This window comes from Limnospira platensis NIES-39 (genome assembly GCF_026000695.1).
Lineage (GTDB): Bacteria > Cyanobacteriota > Cyanobacteriia > Cyanobacteriales > Microcoleaceae > Limnospira > Limnospira platensis.
Window position 1 is genome coordinate 1,859,816 of record NZ_AP026945.1, and the last position, 16,572, is coordinate 1,876,387.

10 protein-coding genes are annotated in these 16,572 nt (G+C 42.8%); 7 read left to right on the forward strand and 3 right to left on the reverse strand.

Annotated elements, in window-relative coordinates; translation table 11 throughout:
* The first annotated feature begins 20 nt into the window (after positions 1-20).
* From N39L_RS09170 to clpP, 5 genes are all read left to right on the forward strand, one after another.
* Entirely contained in the window at positions 21-1,424 is a 1,404-nt protein-coding gene (locus N39L_RS09170; protein WP_006617092.1) for a hypothetical protein, read from the forward strand.
* Between the two features lie 78 nt (positions 1,425-1,502).
* On the forward strand, positions 1,503-2,861 hold the full coding sequence (locus tag N39L_RS09175; RefSeq protein WP_014275025.1) for a hypothetical protein: 1,359 nt from the start codon (positions 1,503-1,505) through the stop codon (positions 2,859-2,861).
* 15 nt (positions 2,862-2,876) lie between these two features.
* Positions 2,877-5,879 (forward strand): FAD-binding and (Fe-S)-binding domain-containing protein, encoded by a 3,003-nt coding sequence (locus N39L_RS09180; protein ID WP_014275026.1) that lies wholly within the window; start codon positions 2,877-2,879, stop codon positions 5,877-5,879.
* Positions 5,880-5,902: 23 nt separating this feature from the next.
* Positions 5,903-7,039 carry an acyltransferase family protein gene (locus tag N39L_RS09185; RefSeq protein WP_006616716.1) on the forward strand — a complete coding sequence of 379 codons (1,137 nt, stop codon included), beginning with the start codon at positions 5,903-5,905 and terminating at the stop codon, positions 7,037-7,039.
* A gap of 58 nt (positions 7,040-7,097) precedes the next feature.
* Positions 7,098-7,700 (forward strand): ATP-dependent Clp endopeptidase proteolytic subunit ClpP, encoded by a 603-nt coding sequence (gene clpP / locus N39L_RS09190; RefSeq protein ID WP_006616717.1) that lies wholly within the window; start codon positions 7,098-7,100, stop codon positions 7,698-7,700.
* A gap of 131 nt (positions 7,701-7,831) precedes the next feature.
* On the opposite strand, the gene N39L_RS33280 is transcribed toward clpP, so the two are convergent.
* Together N39L_RS33280 and N39L_RS09195 are read right to left on the reverse strand one after the other, a co-directional pair.
* Positions 7,832-8,011, reverse strand: coding sequence for a slr1353 family protein (locus N39L_RS33280; protein ID WP_493572994.1), 180 nt, complete (start codon positions 8,009-8,011; stop codon positions 7,832-7,834).
* A gap of 27 nt (positions 8,012-8,038) precedes the next feature.
* Positions 8,039-8,569 (reverse strand): hypothetical protein, encoded by a 531-nt coding sequence (locus N39L_RS09195; RefSeq protein WP_006616718.1) that lies wholly within the window; start codon positions 8,567-8,569, stop codon positions 8,039-8,041.
* 299 nt (positions 8,570-8,868) lie between these two features.
* Here N39L_RS09195 and N39L_RS09200 point away from each other — a divergent pair, with 299 nt between their 5' ends.
* Positions 8,869-11,163, forward strand: coding sequence for a ribonuclease R family protein (locus tag N39L_RS09200; protein ID WP_006616719.1), 2,295 nt, complete (start codon positions 8,869-8,871; stop codon positions 11,161-11,163).
* A 3,210-nt stretch (positions 11,164-14,373) separates the two neighbouring features.
* Positions 14,374-15,858 carry a CHASE3 domain-containing protein gene (locus N39L_RS09205; protein WP_014275029.1) on the forward strand — a complete coding sequence of 495 codons (1,485 nt, stop codon included), beginning with the start codon at positions 14,374-14,376 and terminating at the stop codon, positions 15,856-15,858.
* Here N39L_RS09205 and N39L_RS09210 read toward each other — a convergent pair.
* A complete protein-coding gene (locus N39L_RS09210; RefSeq protein WP_006617833.1) occupies positions 15,850-16,533 on the reverse strand; it encodes a class I SAM-dependent methyltransferase in 684 nt (227 codons plus the stop codon). The genes N39L_RS09205 and N39L_RS09210 overlap by 9 nt on opposite strands.
* Between the last annotated feature and the right edge of the window lie 39 nt (positions 16,534-16,572).

The window sequence follows — 16,572 nt, forward strand, 5'->3', positions numbered from 1 at the left end:
ATTTTCCTGACCTGGATTATATGAAAAATCTGCCATTATTTAAACGACCATCAACCCCCATTGAGGAAAAATCCGCTAAACGGGGGGTGGTTAATCGAGAGTTGCTCGGAATTGTCGGCATTAATTTAGCCCTAATTTTACTCATCTTAGAAGTCGTACCTCTCCTGTTTTACCTAGTCACAGAACAGCGGTTTATTTATACTCATAATCGTGATAAAACCGCCACAAATCAACTTCTAGAACAGATAGGGGTGAGGGAACAACCTACCGGAAACAATGATGATAAAAATGCTATAGTCGAGCGTTTTCACCCCTTTTTTGGCTATGTATTAAAACCCGGCTTATTTGCGGATAATCCCTTTGGCTTGCGGGTGAATAACTACGGATTTTTTGGTCTCCATGATTACCCCTTGATCAGACAAAATGATAATCAGTTTATTATTGGTATTTTTGGGGGTTCTGTCGCCGTTGACTTTGCCAATTATGAAGTTACTCATAAGGAATTATCAAATACTTTAATTAAACAACTCAGAACAGTTCCCGAATTAGCCAATAAAGAATTTATTATCTTAAACTTTGCTCATGGGGGTTATAAACAACCTCAACAGTTATTAATTCTCAACTACTTTTTGTCAATTGGTCAGGAATTAGACTTAGTGGTTAATATTGATGGTTTTAATGAAGTTGCATTACCACCATTAAATAATCAAGCATCTGTCCCAGTTTCCATGCCGAGTTTCCAACACATTCAACCCCTAACCGCCTTGGCTAATACTAATATTCCTGTCGTTTTAGCTTTGGCGGAAATGAACGAAACCAGGGAAAAATTAGTCCGTCAAATTCAGAGGTTAGAAAACTGTAAACTCGCCTCTTGTTACGCTTGGAATTCCTATCAAGTTAATCAACTCACTAGAAAATATCAAAGCCAGGTCGCAGCCTTAGATGCCATGCAGATTGAGTTACGCCAAAATGAAGATGATTTAGCCAATAGTTTAATTTCCATACCCCAAAATACCCAGGTTTTACCAGATGACATAGCCTTTGATAAAATGGTAGATATCTGGTTTAACTCTTCCCAAATGATTCATCAAACTTTAGCAAATAAAAATATCCCTTATTTTCATGTAATACAGCCTAATCAGTATCATCCCACCCAAAGAACTTTCACCGCCGAAGAAATTGCCATTTTTGATGATAACCCGTATATAGAAGGAGTTATACAAGGCTATCCTCGGTTACTTGCTAGAGGGGAAGATTTGCCAAATTTTGGGGTTAATGTTATCAATGCTGTGACAGTTTTTGACACCCAACCAGAAACGGTATATAGAGACAGTTGTTGTCACTATACACCCAGAGGTCAAGAAATCTTTACTGAATATATTGGCAATTCCATTGTTAACCGTCTCCAGTCAATAACCCCCTAAGTATTCGGCTATAACTTATATATGAGTTGCTAATGTTTGACAGTTTCGATGATTATCACCTCCTATTAATCTATGATAATGAAACACAAATTTAATCGCAAGCAAATCAAAGAAGTTGGGAAAATCACTTTAATTAACCTATTGTTGTTAGGGTTTTTTGTAGAATTGGGTTCCCTGGGTTTTTATTTAGTCCGCCATAACCAGTTATTTTATACTCGTCAACGACCAAGCATTGAAGAAATGGGTTTGAACCTAGAAGGTATGAGGATGGAAATTTCTATCGTAGAAAGACTACATCCCTATTTCGGATATGCACCTAAACCGGGTCCTGATTTTCGTCCGGGGTTCAAATATAATAACTATGGCTTTATTTCTCCATATAATTATCCCTTTGTGAAAACTAACGAAAATCAATTTATAGTGGGAGTGTTTGGGGGGTCAGTGGCTTCTAACTATTCTATCTATGAGATTCAAAATGGAATTTTAGAAACCAAACTTAGAGAAGTTCCTGGCTTAGAAAACAAAGAATTAATTATTTTATCCTTTGCTACGGGAGGTTATAAACAGCCACAACAGCTTTTGATTTTGAATTATCTGCTGTCTGTGGGTCAAGTGTTTGATATGGTGATTAATATTGATGGGTTTAATGAACTGGCTTTATCTAGTGTTAATAATGAACAAAAACTGGAATTGACAATGCCAAGTGCATCTCATATCCAACCTTTAACTAATTTAGGTAATCAGAGTTTATCTACGAAAGCCTTAGAAAGTTTACTGAAAATTAAGCAAGCTAAACCTCGAATTAATCAGGTTGTTTCTAACTTAAAAAATTGTCGGATGGCATCTTGTTATACTATCAACAATCTGGCTATCCAAGGATTAATTAAAGATTATTACCAGGAGGTTGCACGCTTTCAAAGATATCAACAAATTCCTGATGATGACGGCGGAGAAGGCAGCGTATTTTTATTTTATACTCAAGAGTCAGTTTTACCGGAAGAGAAAGCCTTGGCTAAAATTACTGATACATGGGTGAGAACTTCTACGGTGATGAATCATATTTTATCTGCGAAAAATATTCCCTATTTCCATATTCTGCAACCTAACCAATATCATGCCACTAATAGGGTTTTTAGTAGCGAAGAAAAAGCGATCGCATTTAGTGAGAATACCCCTTACCGCCAGCCTATTGTAGCAGGTTATCCTCTACTATTAAATCGAATTGCTGACTTGGAGGCGGCGGGGGTGACTATTTTTAATGGGGTCAATATTTTTGATGCTGCGCCAGAAATCATGTACATTGATAACTGTTGTCACTATACCCCGGCTGGTGAACATATCCTTTCGAGTTATGTGGCGGAAAGTATTAAAAATATACTTAATCAACGCCTAAACCCACCAAATCTTAACTTGGCTAATGAACCTCTAACTGACTAACAACAAGGAGGATTGATGATTCCCAATTTACAGCCAGAAGATACTATAAATTCCGATTATTTGGGATTCTTGAATCAGTTAGAAAAAACTGGTTTTTCGGGAGAGGTTAAGGGAGATTTTGCGACTCGTTTAGTAACCGCAACTGATAACAGTATTTATCAGATACTTCCCCAGGGAGTAGTTTACCCAAGAAACCATCATGATTTAGTGATTCTGTTTAAACTAGCTAATCAAACTCCCTATCAAAATATCACCTTTTCTCCCCGAGGAGGGGGAACCGGAACTAATGGTCAATCCTTATCTAGGGGAATTATTATCGATTGTTCTAAGTTTATGAATAACATCTTAGAAATCAATTTAGACGAGGGATGGGTCCGCGTTCAGCCTGGAGTAGTTTTAGACCAACTTAACTCATGTTTAAAGCCTCATGGTGTCTTTTTTGCTCCTTCGGTAGCGCCTAGTAATCGGGCGACTATTGGGGGAATGATTAACACTGATGCTTGTGGGAAGGGGTCGCGAATTTATGGGCGAACCAGTCCACACATTTTGGAGTTAGCCTGGGTGTTACCAGATGGCACTGAAAGCATTTCCACCCCTATGGATACTATAGCATTAAACCGCCTGAAAAAGCAAGGGGGGAGAGTGGGAAATATTTATAATCGTCTGGCTGACCTTCTCACGGAAAACGAAGAGAAAATCAATCAGGTATTTCCTCAACTGACCCGATTTATGACTGGCTATAACTTGGCTAAGGTCTATTCGGAGGATAAACAAACTTTTAACCTGAATTATTTATTAGCAGGGGCGGAGGGAACTTTAGGAGTTATCACGGAAGCCAAACTTAAACTTACCCCAATTCCCCAGGCGAAAAAACTACTGGTTATTCATTATGAAAGTTTTAATTATGCCTTGGAAGGGGCTATGGATTTATTGACCTCGGAACCAGGGGCGATCGAAACTATTGATGAGACGATTCTTAATTTGGCTAAACAGGATGAAATCTATGATGCAGTTAAGGATTTTATCCCGGCATCTGGGACTATAAATTTAGTGGAATTTGTGGGAGAAAGCGAGGCTGATATTCAACCCAAAATAGACTCAATTATTGGGAAAATTACAGGGGAAAATCAGGGGACAAATGGTTATTATTTGGCAAAGGATAATCAGGAAATTATTAATCTCTGGAAACTTCGTAGTAAGGGGGCGGGACTTCTGGGAAATCAACCGGGAAATCGTAAACCGATACCGTTTATTGAGGATACAGTGGTTCCTCCGGTGCATCTAGCTAAATATATTGGAGAATTGCGGGATTTATTAGCAGAATATAATCTGATTTATGGGATGTATGGTCATGTAGATGTTGGTTGTTTGCATTTGCGTCCGGCTTTGGATTTAAAGGTTCCCGCTGATGCAGAATTAGTCCGCGAATTATCCGATCGCATTGTGGCTTTAGTGCGTGAATATGGGGGAGTATTTTGGGGAGAACATGGTAAAGGTTTTAGGAGTGAATATACACCGGAGTTTTTTGGGGAGGAATTATATCAAGTTTTGCGAGAAGTGAAAACTATCTTTGACCCCAAAAACCGACTAAATCCGGGTAAAATTGTCACGCCTATAGATAGTTTAGATACGGTAGTTAAATTAGATTCACCCATGCGGGGAGAATTTGACCGCCAAGTTAATCCTAGCCAAATTAGTGAATATGAAGGGGCGTTTAACTGTAATGGTAATGGCGCTTGTTTTAACTTCGATCCTGATGATGTGATGTGTCCTTCCTATCGGGTAACTCGCGATCGCATTCATTCCCCAAAAGGGCGATCGAGTTTGTTGCGGGAGTGGCTAAGACTCCTAGAAAATCATGGTGATGAAATTACCGAAACTCCGACAACTTTAATAATGCGCCTCTGGAATACCCTCAAACACAAACAATGGCGGGGAGATTATGATTATTCCCAGGAAGTTTATGCAGCTATGAATGGCTGTTTATCCTGTAAAGCCTGCGCTAGTCAATGTCCCATTCATGTGAATATCCCGGACATGAAATCAAAGTTTTTATATCTTTATCATACTCGATATTTGCGACCCTTTAGAGATTATCTAATCGCCCATATAGAAACCCTGTCAAAGTGGCAATCTTTGCATCCAAAAATAGCCAATATATTAAGCCAAAATTCTCTATCAAAAGCGGCGACTAAAACTCTGTTAAATATGGTAGATCCTCCGGTAGTGAGTCATCCCACCCTCCAGGAAGGTTTACGGACGCGCCACCACCCCAAATTTAATCTGGATAGGCTGGAAAATTTAAGTGGGTCGGAAAAGCAATGTAGTGTGATTTTGCTACAGGATGCCTTTACCAGTTTTTATGAATCTTCCCTGGTATTAGCAGTCTATGATTTTCTGCATAAATTAGGATATAATGTTTATATACCCGATTTTTTCCCCAGTGGTAAACCCACCCATGTTAAAGGATTTTTGCGAGAGTTTAAAGCGATCGCTTCCCAAAACTGCCAATGGTTGCAACAATTAAAATCCCTAGAAATTCCCCTAATTGGCATTGAACCTAGTATAGTTTTAACTTATCGGGATGAATACCCGAAAATGCTTAATTTTAGTCAAGCCTTACCAACCATTAACTTACTGCAAGAGTTTCTGATAAAATATGGCGATCGCTTACCCAAACTCAGCGCCAATCAGCCTTATTTCCTGTTCGGACATTGCCAGGAAAAAACTGCCGTTTTAACCTCTCAAAAACAATGGCAACAGCTATTTGAAGCCATGGGATTAGAATTAAATATCATCAATACAAGCTGTTGCGGAATGGCGGGAATATATGGTCATGAAGCCGAACACTATCAGCAATCCCAAGAAATTTATAATAGTAGTTGGGGGCGAATTATCTCAACCATAGATAATCCCGATCAAATCTTAGTCACAGGTTATTCTTGTCGATCGCAAATTCACAGATTTAGTCATTTTACCCCCAATCATCCTATCCAAGCATTACTAAAATTACTGTAAATCCAGAGGTATGGTGAAAATTGATGACCTTGATCAATACTAAGATACGCTTAATATCCCTTGATGTATTTAGAGGTATAGCGATCGCCGCCATGATACTGGTGAATAACCCCGGAAGCTGGGGTTATATGTATCCGGTATTGCAACACGCCCAATGGCATGGCTGCACTCCCACCGATGTAGTTTTCCCCAGTTTCCTATTAATTGTGGGAGTAGCGATCGCCTTTTCCCTGTCCAAATTTTCCCCAGAACATCGTTTAGGTGGCGACGGAGTACCCCCATCAGTTTATAGTCGAATAGGGCGGCGATGTCTGCTACTGTTTCTCTTGGGGTTAATCCTAAATGGTTTTCCCAACTATGACCTAGCCAATATCCGGATCATGGGAGTATTACAACGAATAGCGATCGCCTATGGACTAAGTGCGATCGCCATTTTAAACCTCTCCCGACGGCAATTGTGGCTAATTTCCATTTTCACCCTCATAGGTTACTGGCTGGCTATGACCATGATTCCCGTACCTGGTTATAGCCCAGGCAACCTATCACCAGAAGGCAACTTAGGCGCATTCATAGACCAGACAATTTTAGGTTCCCATCATTTGTGGCGAGGCGGTCCCTACGACCCAGAAGGATTATTTAGCACCGCACCCGCTACAGTTACCGTAATCATCGGCTATCTTACCGGAGAATGGCTAAAATCCCAACCCCGCAATAGTCTCACCGTCATTAACCTAGTAATGTTTGCCCTCAGTAGCCTTGTGGTCGGCTATTTGTGGGGGATATGGTTTCCCATTAATAAGGCACTGTGGACCAGTTCCTATGTATTAGTGACCGCCGGGTGGGGACTGCTATTATTAGCCTTCTGTTATGGGGTCATAGAAGTTAAAAACTGGCGACGGTGGGGGAAACCTTTTGAAATCATGGGAGTTAATGCCATATTTCTATTTGTGGCTTCCGGCTTACTGGCCAGGATATTAATACGGATCCGGGTAGGTAGCGAACCCGTTAGCCCGAATCTGAAAACCTGGATCTATGAAAATATATTTGTATCCTGGGCTGGATTCCTCAATGGATCGCTGATGTATGCTGTAGCTACAGTCATATTTTGGTGGGCGATCGCCTATATCATGTATAATCGTCGGTGGTTTCTGAAAGTCTAGGCACAGAAAATCGCTACAATAGATCAACAGTATCTATTAACAGTCTTAGCAGCACGTTATGATTCCAACCGTCATCGAACAATCAGGCCGTGGTGAACGCGCCTTTGATATTTACTCCCGACTCCTGCGCGATCGCATCGTGTTTCTAGGAACCCAAGTTAACTCAGATGTTGCTAACTTAATTGTCGCTCAACTGCTATTTTTAGACGCAGAAGACCCCGAAAAAGATATTTATCTATACATCAACTCCCCAGGTGGGGGGGTTAATGCGGGATTAGGCATCTTTGACACCATGAACCATATTCGTCCTGATGTCTGCACCGTCTGTCTGGGACTAGCAGCCAGTATGGGGGCATTTCTCCTCAGCGCCGGGGCTAAAGGAAAGCGTTACAGCCTCCCCCACTCCCGGATTATGATTCACCAACCCCTCGGAGGCGCACAAGGACAAGCTACTGATATTGAAATTCAGGCCAGAGAAATTCTCTATCTGAAACGGCAACTTAACGAAAATCTCGCTAAACACACCAGCCAACCCCTATCCCGTATCGAAGAAGACACAGAAAGGGATTTCTTTATGTCTGCTGAAGATGCGGTTAATTACGGCCTCATCGATCAAGTTATTAGTCGCCGTCCTTCTGCATCTAATCCGGTTGACAGTTAATATAGAACATTGCACAGTCGAAAGCCCCTCTCCCTCTGGGCTCTAATGTAGGGGTGGAGCCCCGCTAGTTCCTCGCCTGCCACCCAGAAGCCCTCTAGGGTTGGGGGTTGGCGGGGGAACTATCAAACATTCTAAATCGATTGTAAATAGTGTAAAAAGTCCAGCAATTCTTCAGAAGTTAACTGGTGGCGCGATCGCTTTCCGTAGGTCTTGAGTAGATGTGTAGAACCCTGTTCCGCTGTCCAACCTAACCTTCGTAACTCAATATTGGTTTTGGCAATATCGTCAGACAGATCATCATTATAGGGAATCTCTAGGGAAACCTTAACAGATGGCGGTTATGGCTGATGAATAATCCTATTTTCTGAGGTTTCTAGTTCATCGCTGGGCAAATGGGGCAGAGAAGCCCCTCGCCCTTTGGTTGAGGGCTGGTTCTGGGTAGTGGTAGCATCAGGTAAAGATTGAGACCCGGCTGGAGGTTTAATATAGGTGGCAGATAGCCACTCATCAGAAGGCATAGCCATCGAGTCAAGCCCCAGAGTTTCGCCGCCAGTGGTGAGTGAGTCCACAGCAGACTGATTTGGTGTACTAGGGACAACGGGAGGCGGTAAAGTATCTGACAATATGGGGAAATCAGCCTGGGGTAAATTCTGCCTGATTTTCTGTAACCCCAAATCCAAACACTTTAGCGATCGCTCTCTGGCTCTATCCTCAGCCAACTCCACAGTTTCAGCCATACCCAGTCCCGATGCCAGAGTTACCCCTGCTACCTGTACCAATACCCGAACAATATATTGATTGTTCTCAATAGCAATTAACTCCAAGATAAGTCCCCCAGTGGGATAGCGGCTTCTAAATTGAGTCAACATAATCTTAGATTAAGGTGATAGCATATAATTAGCTCGAATGTGGTGGCCGACGCAGCCCGTCTGCCCCTGACAACACTTTTCCACCTGTGGGGCATCGTTGTACATCCCCCCCTTAGCATTTTTTTGTAAGGTTGCCGAGCGCTCTTAACTCAAATTGTATCACTGTCTTTCTGGGGTGATTCGTCTTGGCATGGTGGGAAAAAGTGAGTCCTGGAAAAGTGGCTGAAACTAACAAAGGCAGAAGTTGCGTTAGAACCACCCATAGCCATCGACATCACATCACGAAGGAAAATCGCTACATGGAATTTTCAATCGCTACACTGTTAGCCAACTTCACAGAGGATAAATCTGTAGCCCCCAAGGCCCTAGAAAAAAAACTGACCTCTGATGAAGAGAGTCTGCGAAAATTTCAGATCGCCATTGATGCCCTAGAGCGGATTGGCCTTTTGGAAAAAGATAAGGGCCGCTATCGTCGCATAGAACAGGAGAGTATTGTAGAAGCCAAATTGCGATGTTCCAGCAAAGGCTTCTGCTTTGCGATTCAAGACGCGGAAAGTGCCGAGGATGTCTACATCCGGGAAAGTCACCTGAGTACCGCCTGGAATGGCGATCGCGTCCTGGTGAGAATTATTAAAGAAGGCTCCCGTCGTCGTTCCCCCGAAGGAGAAGTCTACCTAATCCTAGAACGAGCTAACCCCTCGGTACTCGCTCGCGTCAAGCAAACCAAAAAAGGATATCGCGCGGTTCCCTTAGATGACCGATTGCTGTTTGAAATGAATCTGGTTAACCCCCCAGAGGAACTCGTTGATGCTGTCGATCACCTAGTTCATGTCGAAGTAGTGCGCTATCCCCTGGGTATTCATCGCCCTGTTGGTAGGGTGGTACAAGTTCTGGGTTCTGATGCTGAGGAAGCAGAAGACCTAGATATTGTCTGTTGTAAACATGATTTACCCCGGTCCTTTCCCAAAACTGTACTACAGGAAACCGAAATCCTCCTAGCTGCTAGTGCTACCCTCAAAAAGAGCGACCTGGAAAATAGACTGGATCTGCGCGACGAGCCCACTCTTTCCTTTAGCCCCGATTTGGGCAATCCTGAATTTTCAGTCCTCAAGCCAGAAGACGAACCCGCTCAATATACCATTGACCACGCCCTCAGCCTGAAAGAAACCGATTCGGGGAACTGGAAATTAGCCATTCATATCGCCGATAGCTCCCATTATATTCAACCAGACACCGCTTTAGATCGCGAAGCCAGGCGGCGAGGTATCGGCATTTACTTGGCTGATAAATATATCCCTATTCTTCCGGCTTCCCTTAGCTGCGATCGCATTTCTTTAGTTCCCGGAGAAGATCGCCTCGCTTTATCCATCATGATTGAACTAGGTCCGACTGGAAAAATCCTAGAATATGAAATTCAGCCTAGTATCGTCCGCGTTGACCGACAAATAACATATCAGGAAGCCCAAAGCATTCTTGATGGCGAATCTTCCGAAGATAATCGCATTATAGAAGACCTCCTAGAAGTCAGTCGCGCCATTCGACAAATGCGGGAGTTGCGCGGTGGTTTTGAAATGAACCTTCCTGATACCCATTGTCATTTTAATGATGAAGGGGAACTTGGGCCCATGATTTCTGGCACCAAATTAGTGTCTCAGGCCATGGTATCCGAGTTGATTATTTTAGCTAATCAGGTAGTCGCCAGCCACTTGCAATCTCTTGGTGTTCCCGCTATCTATCGCGTTCAAGGCTCCCCAGACCCCGCTGATGTCGCTGAATTGGTCAAGTTGTCGATTCATCTCGGTTGTGAACTTGATATTGATGATGAAGCCGAAATTCAACCCCAAGATTTTCAAGCATTTACCCAAGCCATTAAAAACACTCGAGCCGAGAGGGTATTAACTTATCTGCTTGAAGATAGTCTCAAGCCTACTGTTTATAGTACAGTTCCTAAACTGCATTTTGGCTTGGCATTACCCGCCTATACTCACTGTACCTCACCCATTTCTCGCTATTGTGACCTGCAAATTTGTCGGGTTCTCAAAGCCGTATTTGAGGAAGGACGCGATCGCCGTTCCAGTCGTTCTAAAGAACCAGTTAACCTCCATCATTCCTCATCAGAGGGTAAAATTTCCTGGAATGTCTTACCTCCAGAGTTACAACATGATCTCGAAACCCAGTTAACTCAACTCGTCGTTCACCTCAGCGAAAGGGAAAGCGTGGCGGCTGATGCTGAGGAAGACCTAGAGGGACTCAAAAAAACTGGGTTTATGAAAGAACGCACAGGTCAAACTTTTGTAGGTTTGATTACTGGGGTTCAGTCCTATGGCTTTTTTGTCGAGATTGAACTAGAGTCTCCTGGTGGTTCAACTCTCAGGGTAGAAGGGTTAGTTCATGTGTCTTCCCTTAAAGATGACTGGTACGAATACCGTTCCCGTCAGCAAACCTTAGTCGGTCGCAAAAACCGCAATCAGTACCGTCTTGGCGATAATGTGGAAGTTCAGGTCAAGAGTGTAGACTACTACCGTCAACAAATCGATTTGGTTGCTGTTGGTGGCGGTAGCGAAGCTATTGATGAACACGAGGATAGCTTTTAACTTCCCTATTTCCGTGGGGTGCGTCAGACCAGAAAATGCCGATAAAAACCGATAATTTTAGGCTGACGCACCATCAGACTCTGGTTTTGGGGGCGGGTTAATTAAGGGGCGGGTTAATTAAGCTGACTGGTGCTAAGTCTAATTAACTCCCGAACCCGCCCCTGCATGATGTCGCTATCTGCTATTGAATTATTTTGAAGGTGAAATAATTGGGCTTAGACTCGTTTCGGGGGCGGGTTAATTAAGCTGACTGGTGTCAAGTCTAATTAACTCCCGAACCCGCCCCTACATGATGTCGCCCCTATTTCCGTAGGGTGAGTCAGACCAGAAAATGCCGATAAAAACCGATAATTTTAGGCTGACGCACCATCAGACTCTGGTTTTGGGGGCGGGTTAATTAAGCTGACTGGTGCCAAGTCTAATTAACTCCCGAACCCGCCCCTACATGATGTCGCTATCTGCTATTGAATTATTTTGAAGGTGAAATAATTGGGCTTAGACTCGTTTCGGGGGCGGGTTAATTAAGCTGACTGGTGTCAAGTCTAATTAACTCCCGAACCCGCCCCTACATGATGTCGCCCCTATTTCCGTAGGGTGAGTCAGACCAGAAAATGCCGATAAAAACCGATAATTTTAGGCTGACGCACCATCAGACTCTGGTTTTGGGGGCGGGTTAATTAAGCTGACTGGTGCCAAGTCTAATTAACTCCCGAACCCGCCCCTACATGATGTCGCTATCTGCTATTGAATTATTTTGAAGGTGAAATAATTGGGCTTAGACTCGTTTCGGGGGCGGGTTAATTAAGCTGACTGGTGTCAAGTCTAATTAACTCCCGAACCCGCCCCTACATGATGTCGCCCCTATTTCCGTAGGGTGAGTCAGACCAGAAAATGCCGATAAAAACCGATAATTTTAGGCTGACGCACCATCAGACTCTGGTTTTGGGGGCGGGTTAATTAAGCTGACTGGTGCCAAGTCTAATTAACTCCCGAACCCGCCCCTACATGATGTCGCTATCTGCTATTGAATTATTTTGAAGGTGAAATAATTGGGCTTAGACTCGTTTCGGGGGCGGGTTAATTAAGCTGACTGGTGTCAAGTCTAATTAACTCCTGAACCCGCCCCTACATGATGTCGCCCCTATTTCCGTAGGGTGCGTCAGACCAGAAAATGCCGATAAAAACCGATAATTGTAGGCTGACGCACCATCAGACTCTGGTTTTGGGGGCGGGTTAATTAAGCTGACTGGTGCCAAGTCTAATTAACTCCCGAACCCGCCCCTACATGATGTCGCTATCTGCTATTGAATTATTTTGAAGGTGAAATAATTGGGCTTAGACTCGTTTCGGGGGCGGGTTAATTAAGCTGACTGGTGTCAAGTCTAATTAACTCCCGAACCCGCCCCTACATGATGTCGCCCCTATTTCCGTAGGGTGCGTCAGACCAGAAAATGCCGATAAAAACCGATAATTGTAGGCTGACGCACCATCAGACTCTGGTTTTGGGGGCGGGTTAATTAAGCTGACTGGTGCCAAGTCTAATTAACTCCCGAACCCGCCCCTACATGATGTCGCTATCTGCTATTGAATTATTTTGAAGGTGAAATAATTGGGCTTAGACTCGTGGCGTCAAGTCTAATTAACTCCTGAACCCGCCCCTACATGATGTCGCCCCTATTTCCGTAGGGTGCGTCAGACCAGAAAATGCCGATAAAAACCGATAATTTTAGGCTGACGCACCATCAGACTCTGGTTTTGGGGGCGGGTTAATTAAGCTGACTGGTGCCAAGTCTAATTAACTCCCGAACCCGCCCCTACATGATGTCGCTATCTGCTATTGAATTATTTTGAAGGTGAAATAATTGGGCTTAGACTCGTTTCGGGGGCGGGTTAATTAAGCTGACTGGTGTCAAGTCTAATTAACTCCCGAACCCGCCCCTACATGATGTCGCCCCTATTTCCGTAGGGTGCGTCAGACCAGAAAATGCCGATAAAAACCGATAATTGTAGGCTGACGCACCATCAGACTCTGGTTTTGGGGGCGGGTTAATTAAGCTGACTGGTGCCAAGTCTAATTAACTCCCGAACCCGCCCCTACATGATGTCGCTATCTGCTATTGAATTATTTTGAAGGTGAAATAATTGGGCTTAGACTCGTTTTGGGGGCGGGTTAATTAAGCTGACTGGTGCCAAGTCTAATTAACTCCCGAACCCGCCCCTACATGATGTCGCTATCTGCTATTGAATTATTTTGAAGGTGAAATAATTGGGCTTAGACTCGTTTCGGGGGCGGGTTAATTAAGCTGACTGGTGTCAAGTCTAATTAACTCCCGAACCCGCCCCTACATGATGTCGCCCCTATTTCCGTAGGGTGCGTCAGACCAGAAAATGCCGATAAAAACCGATAATTGTAGGCTGACGCACCATCAGACTCTGGTTTTGGGGGCGGGTTAATTAAGCTGACTGGTGCCAAGTCTAATTAACTCCCGAACCCGCCCCTACATGATGTCGCTATCTGCTATTGAATTATTTTGAAGGTGAAATAATTGGGCTTAGACTCGTGGCGTCAAGTCTAATTAACTCCTGAACCCGCCCCTACATGATGTCGCCCCTATTTCCGTAGGGTGCGTCAGACCAGAAAATGCCGATAAAAACCGATAATTTTAGGCTGACGCACCATCAGACTCTGGTTTTGGGGGCGGGTTAATTAAGCTGACTGGTGCCAAGTCTAATTAACTCCCGAACCCGCCCCTACATGATGTCGCTATCTGCTATTGAATTATTTTGAAGGTGAAATAATTGGGCTTAGACTCGTTTCGGGGGCGGGTTAATTAAGCTGACTGGTGTCAAGTCTAATTAACTCCCGAACCCGCCCCTACATGATGTCGCCCCTATTTCCGTAGGGTGCGTCAGACCAGAAAATGGCGATAAAAACCGATAATTGTAGGCTGACGCACCATCAGACTCTGGTTTTGGGGGCGGGTTAATGAAGCTGACTGGTGCCAAGTCTAATTAACTCCCGAACCCGCCCCTACATGATATCGCCCTCTCCCAGGGGTAGAGGGAGGAATAATTATCAATTATCTATTGTCCATTATGGGGTGGTGGCTATCAGTCCTAGGTGATGTTATTATTAATAGACTACTCCTAGGCTGATCACTAAAGAAGGAGCGGGGTGTTGATATTTGGGCTCTGAAGTAGACAGATTTTATGAACTTATCTCTGCAAAAAAAAGTCTTGTTTGGCTTTGTGGTTTCTTCTGTTTTACTACTGATAGTTACTTACAGTGGCTATCACACTTCTAAGCAATTGGCTAATCTGAAAGAATGGGAAATACATACTAAGCAAGTATTAAGATTTTTGGAGGAAATTTCGACAGATTTATCAGATGCAGAAACCGGTCAAAGGGGTTTTTTGCTAACCCTAGAACCAGAATATTTAGAACCTTATAATCAGGCAGTTAAAGAGATTGATCAAGATTTATCCGTTCTCATATCTTTGACCAGAGATAATCCGACTCAGCAAAAACATCTTGATGATTTATCCACATTAATTTCCCAAAAATTAGAGGAACTTCAAATGACAATTGAACTGGCTAAATCTGGGAATACTCAAACAGCAATTGAATTGGTTAAAACCCATCATGGCAAAAATTTAATGAATGAAATCAGGCAGATTTTAGATACTATGAAAGATGAGGAAGAAAGATTGTTTGAGATTCGGTCAGATGCTACGGATGAATTAATTAAAAATACTTTCTTGGTCTTCGGTATAGGAATAGTTTTTGATTTAGGATTACTGTCCGCTCTTTATTTGGTAATATATCGGGAAATTCATCATAAACAAATCGCTCAACAACAGTTAATTTCCTTAAACAAAGCTGCTTTTAGATTTGTGCCACAAGAGTTAATTAAAATTTTAAATAAAGATAGTATAATCGATGTTAATTTGGGGGACTATACCGAACAAGAAATGTCTATAATGTTTTCAGATATTCGTGACTTTACATCCATAAGTGAACGGATTTCTCCCCAAGATAATTTTAATTTAATTAATGCTTATCTTTCCCGTATGGCACCATTAATTAATGAACATTATGGATTTATTGATAAATATATTGGTGATGGTATTATGGCGCTTTTTGGTCGGAGTCCAGATGATGCTGTACAAGCTGCTATTTCTATGTTATCAAGTTTAAAGGAATATAATAAACTGCGAAATGAGTCTGGCTATATTCCCCTAAAAATAGGCATAGGAATTAATACGGGAAAATTGATATTAGGAACAGTAGGATACCATAATCATATCGAAGGTACTGTGATTAGTGATGCTGTTAATTTGGCTTCCCGAATTGAGCAACTAACTAAAGTTTATCGAGTTCCTTTATTGATATCAGAGTCTACATTTGTGAAGCTCAAACATCCCCATAACTATGGGATTCGTTTGGTTGATAAAGTTCAGGTTAAAGGGAGGTCAGAAATTGTGAAAGTTTACGAGGTTTTTAATCATGATTTCTTCCCGGAATTATCAGCCAAACTATCTAATTTATCAGTATTTTCGGAAGGGGTTTCACTCTATCATCAGCAAAATTTTCAGGAGGCTTTTAAGGCTTTTCAAGACTGTTATCATCAAAATCCCAATGATTCGGTTGTCCAAGTTTATTTGCGGCGTTTAAAAGGTGATTTATTAAGGTGAAATAATTTTCATCATAAGATTACCACTTTTTTGGAAATGGTAGGGGACTGATTGAATTTCGACAGCATATTTTAAAGCTGTTAATTGCTGAATTAATCTTGGTAAAAATCTGGGAGTATCTCCCCCAATACTAACTAGGGGAAACAGAAGAACCATACTGGCTACCCGGCATAATTCTAGAATAGCATCTCGATGGAACTGTTGGGAAAGTCGATCGCTATAGGAAAAGAGAAAATGAGCCGATAAAGCTCGGTCAAACTGACGGTCAGCAAAAGGCAAATGCGGCAGTTCTGCGTCGATATAACGCCCGGTTTGTCGTCCTTGGGCAAAATCCGCCAAAAACTCATTCATCGCTTCTTGGCGGACCTGTGCGAGGTGTTCTGGGGATTTTATTTGATGCCAGATGTAGTCTTCCCGGTTAGCTTCTACCTGTTGGATAACCATAGGCAAAACCAATTGAATGCGATCGCTAATTTGGGCAGAGGAAAACCGATAAAGAGGGTCACAGGAAGCCACAGAATAACCCCGACGGGTCATCACCGCATTAAAACTCGCCGGACCCCCAGCACAGTCCAAATAAGAGTAGTGCAAATCATCCTCACTCAGAGCAAACATTTGCAAATACTCATCAAAACTGCGTCCCCAAGGAATCACTTGATCAACCGTAAATCCCATAATTTTGCCTAGTTCCCAAAACTCCTAAATCATGACACC

What these genes read in the sequence shown, in the direction of transcription:
- N39L_RS09205 (WP_014275029.1), top strand. Translation starts at nt 14,374, where the DNA reads ATGAACTTATCTCTGCAAAAAAAAGTCTTGTTTGGCTTTGTGGTTTCT.
- N39L_RS09195 (WP_006616718.1), bottom strand. Translation starts at nt 8,569, where the DNA reads ATGTTGACTCAATTTAGAAGCCGCTATCCCACTGGGGGACTTATCTTG.
- N39L_RS09175 (WP_014275025.1), top strand. Translation starts at nt 1,503, where the DNA reads ATGAAACACAAATTTAATCGCAAGCAAATCAAAGAAGTTGGGAAAATC.
- N39L_RS09185 (WP_006616716.1), top strand. Translation starts at nt 5,903, where the DNA reads ATGACCTTGATCAATACTAAGATACGCTTAATATCCCTTGATGTATTT.
- N39L_RS09210 (WP_006617833.1), bottom strand. Translation starts at nt 16,533, where the DNA reads ATGGGATTTACGGTTGATCAAGTGATTCCTTGGGGACGCAGTTTTGAT.
- clpP (WP_006616717.1), top strand. Translation starts at nt 7,098, where the DNA reads ATGATTCCAACCGTCATCGAACAATCAGGCCGTGGTGAACGCGCCTTT.
- N39L_RS09180 (WP_014275026.1), top strand. Translation starts at nt 2,877, where the DNA reads ATGATTCCCAATTTACAGCCAGAAGATACTATAAATTCCGATTATTTG.
- N39L_RS09170 (WP_006617092.1), top strand. Translation starts at nt 21, where the DNA reads ATGAAAAATCTGCCATTATTTAAACGACCATCAACCCCCATTGAGGAA.
- N39L_RS09200 (WP_006616719.1), top strand. Translation starts at nt 8,869, where the DNA reads ATGGAATTTTCAATCGCTACACTGTTAGCCAACTTCACAGAGGATAAA.